We start from the raw sequence: 3,923 nt of genomic DNA, 5'->3' as shown, positions 1-3,923 counted from the left end.
TGAGGATCGTCTTGCCGCGCAGATAGGGGTGGAGGGCGTCGGGAATGCGGACGGAGCCGTCGGCCTGTTGGCCGTTTTCCAAGACCGCGATCAGGCAGCGACCGACGGCGAGGCCGGAGCCGTTGAGCGTGTGCAGGAATTCGGGCTTGCCGCCGCCTTGTGGTTTGAAGCGGGCGTTCATGCGGCGCGCTTGAAAGTCACCGCAGACCGACACGGACGAGATTTCGCGGTAGGTGTTTTGCCCCGGTAGCCAGACCTCGATGTCATGGGTGCGGCGCGCGCCAAAGCCCATGTCGCCCGTGCAAAGCACGATGGTGCGATAGGGCAGGCCAAGCCGCTCGAGGATGCCTTCGGCGCAGCCGGTCATGCGGTCCAACTCGGCACGGCTGTCCTCGGGTCGGGTGATCGAGACCATTTCGACCTTTTCGAACTGGTGCTGGCGCAGCATGCCGGCGGTGTCGCGCCCCGCGCTGCCTGCCTCGGAGCGGAAACATTGGGTATGGGCCACGTAGCGGCGCGGCAGGGTGGCGGCATCGACCGTCTCGCCATGCACGATATTGGTGAGCGTCACCTCGGCGGTGGGCACCAGCCACCAGCCATTGGTGGTCTCGTAGCTGTCCTCGCCGAATTTCGGCAATTGCCCGGTGCCCAGCATCATCTCGGGGCGCACCAGCACCGGCGTCCAGGCCTCGGTCAGGCCGTTTTCCTCGATGTGGGTGTCGAGCATGAATTGCGCCAAGGCGCGGTGCAGGCGGGCGATGCTGCCCGAGAGGACGACAAAGCGCGCGCCGGAGAGTTTGGCGGCGGTTTCGAAATCCATCCCCGGAAGAACGCCTGCGATGTCGTAATGCTCTTTGGGCGTGAAATCGAAGGTGGCGGGGGTGCCCCAGCGGCGCAGCTCGACATTGCCGCTCTCGTCCGCGCCATCGGGCACGTCGTCAAAGGGCAGGTTGGGCAGGGCCATGAGGAGGTCGGTGAGTTGCGTGTCGAGCGCCTTGGCCTCGGCCTGCATCGCGGCCATTTCGTCCTTTTTGGCAGAGACCAGTGCGCGCAGGCGTTCGAATTCTGCCTCGTCGCCGCGTCCCTTGGCGGCACCTGCCTCTTTGCTGGCACGGTTCTGGTCGGCTTGGGCGGTTTCGGCCGCGTGGATGCGGGCGCGACGGGCCTCGTCGAGGGCCAGAATCTGAGGCGAGACCGGGGACAGACCGCGCCGCGCAAGGGCTGCGTCAAAGGCATCGGGGGTCTCGCGAATGGCGCGGATATCGTGCATGGCGCTGGTCCTCAAAGCTGTCGGTGAATCGCTTGGGCGGCGTTATGCACCAGAAACCGGGCCTGCGCCATGCTTTCGCGCCTTGCAAATACCCGGCCCCGCGCCTAGGTTCCCCGGCAATTCGCGGACCCCTGTTCGCGTCACAGATAGAGGATACCCCATGGAAGCCTTTGGCCAGTTCATCCCGCTCATTCTGATCTTTGCGATCATGTATTTCCTGCTGATCCGCCCGCAACAGAAAAAGCTCAAGGAGCACAAGGCCATGATTGGCGCGCTGCGCCGGGGCGATCAGGTGGTGACGCAAGGCGGTCTCATCGGCAAGGTTTCGAAGGTCAAGGATGACAGCGAGATCGAGGTGGAACTGGCCGAGGGTATAAAGGTGCGTGTGGTGCGCGCCACCATCGCACAGGTTCTGTCCAAGACCGAGCCCGCCGAGGGCTAAGCCCCGGCACCCTGCGGAAAAGCTCTGAAAGGGCAGGAAAATGCTGCAAATCGACCTGTGGAAACGCCTCTGTATCTGGGGGTTGGTGGCCCTTGGTCTGATGCTGGCCCTGCCCAATGCGTTTTACGGCAAGGTCGAGCGGCATAACGATGCTGCGGCCGCCGTTGAGGCGGGGGTTGATCCCGCCTCGGTGGCTGAGGATCTCGCGCTCTGGCCGGATTGGATGCCCTCCAATCTGGTCAATCTGGGCCTTGATCTGCGCGGGGGCGCGCATCTTCTGGCCGAGGTCAAGGTCGAGGATGTGTATCAGGCGCGGGTCGAGGGCATGTGGCCCGAGGTGCGCGATCTCTTGCGCGAAGAGCGAGACCGCGTGGGTCCGATCCGCCTGCAGCAGACCGACGCGCCCGAGTTGCGGGTGCGGCTGGTCGAGCGGCCCGAGATGGCGACCGAAGCGGCGGCTCTGGTGCGCGGGCTGGCACGACCTGTCACCGATGTACTGACCGGCGTGGGCGGCAGCGATATCGACGTGACCACCGAGGGGGCGGATATCATCATCCGTCTAAGCGAGGCCGAACAGCGCGCCACTGATGACCGCACGCTGCGACAAGCGTTGGAAATCATCCGCCGCCGGATCGACGAGGTGGGCACACGCGAGCCGACGATTCAGCGGCAGGGGGCGGACCGCATCCTGATTCAGGTGCCGGGGATCGGCAGCGCCGCCGAGTTGAAGGCGTTGATCGGCACCACGGCGCAACTGACCTTTCAGCCGGTGATCAGCCGTGCGGCAAGCGCCGATGCGCCGGCCGGGGCGGGCAATGAGGTATTGCCGTCGCTGGATGAGGCGGGCGTTTACTATATTCTGGAACGCGCGCCGGTCGTGACCGGCGAGGAATTGGTGGATGCGCAGCCCGATTTCGACCAGAACGGCCGCCCGGCGGTGTCGTTCCGGTTCAATCCCACGGGCGCGCGCAAATTCGGCGATTATACGGCCGTGAATATCGGCAATCCCTTTGCCATCGTGCTCGATGGCGAAGTGATCAGCGCCCCGGTGATCCAGAGCCATATCGCCGGCGGGTCGGGAATCATCACCGGCAATTTCAATGTCGAGGAAAGCACCAATCTGGCGGTCCTGCTGCGCGCAGGCGCGCTGCCTGCCGGGCTCGAGTTTCTCGAAGAGCGGACGGTCGGGCCGGAACTGGGTGCCGACAGTATCGAGGCGGGCAAGATCGCCTGCCTTGTGGCCTTTGCATTGGTGCTGGTCTACATGGTGCTGAGCTATGGCATCTTTGGCATTTTCGCCAATCTTGCCCTGATCGTGAACGTCGGGCTGATCTTTGGCCTCTTGAGCCTGATCGGGTCTACGCTGACCCTGCCGGGGATCGCGGGGATCGTGCTGACCATAGGGATGGCGGTGGATGCCAATGTGCTGGTCTTCGAGCGTATCCGCGAAGAGATGAAATCGGCCAAGGGCGCGGCGCGGGCGATTGATCTGGGCTATGAAAAGGCGATGAGCGCCATTGTCGACGCCAATATCACCACCTTCATGACCGCCCTCATTCTCTATGTCATGGGCTCTGGCCCGGTGCGCGGGTTTGCGATCACGCTGGGGCTGGGGATTATAACCTCGGTCTTTACCGCGCTCTTTGTGACGCGGCTGATCACGGTCATGTGGTTTGAACGCAAGCGCCCCAAGACAGTCCTGACCGGGCGCAGTTTTCGGCTTGTGCCGGAAATCACCTCTTGGGATTTCTTCAGCCGGTGGAAGCTGTGGCTGGGCATTTCGGGGGTCATGATCCTTGTGGCGCTTGGCTCTTTTGCGGTGCAAGGGCTCAACTATGGTATTGATTTCAAAGGCGGCACCACGATTCGCACGCTGAGTGCCGAGCCGGTCGATATCGGGGCCTATCGGGGCGCGATTGATGATCTGGGGTTGGGCGATGTGAGCATTACCGAGGTGTTCGACCCGACCTTTGGACCCGAAGAGAATGTGGCCATGCTGCGGATTCAGGCGCAGGACGAGACCGAGAGCGTGTCGCCTGAAACCATCGCGGCGGTCGAGGCCGCGTTGCAGCAGGCGGTGCCGGATATTCAGTTCACATCCGTCGAGAGCGTGGGGCCGAAAGTGTCGGGCGAGTTGATCCAGACTGCGATCTTGGCGGTGGTTCTCGCGATTGGGGCGGTGCTGGTCTATATCTGGATGCGGTTCGAGTG

The 3,923-nt window shown here is 63.4% G+C and carries 3 protein-coding genes; 2 read left to right on the top strand and 1 reads right to left on the bottom strand.

All coding sequences use genetic code 11. From position 1 onward, the window contains the following. Window positions 1–1,270: serine--tRNA ligase (serS, locus tag KBT70_RS15110; RefSeq protein ID WP_296635607.1), on the bottom strand; the 1,270-nt coding region annotated here is incomplete at its 3' end. 160 nt (window positions 1,271–1,430) lie between these two features. Here serS and yajC point away from each other — a divergent pair. Then, window positions 1,431–1,712 carry a preprotein translocase subunit YajC gene (gene yajC / locus KBT70_RS15105; RefSeq protein ID WP_037269181.1) on the top strand — a complete coding sequence of 94 codons (282 nt, stop codon included), beginning with the start codon at window positions 1,431–1,433 and terminating at the stop codon, window positions 1,710–1,712. Window positions 1,713–1,752: 40 nt separating this feature from the next. Continuing rightward, window positions 1,753–3,923, top strand: a 2,171-nt coding sequence (secD, locus tag KBT70_RS15100) for a protein translocase subunit SecD (protein WP_296635599.1), incomplete at its 3' end; no start/stop codon positions are given.

This window comes from Roseovarius sp. (assembly GCF_018066915.1).
Classification (GTDB): Bacteria; Pseudomonadota; Alphaproteobacteria; order Rhodobacterales; family Rhodobacteraceae; genus Roseovarius.
Note: the sequence above shows the minus strand (reverse complement) of the source record. Positions and strands in the feature narration are given on the sequence as shown.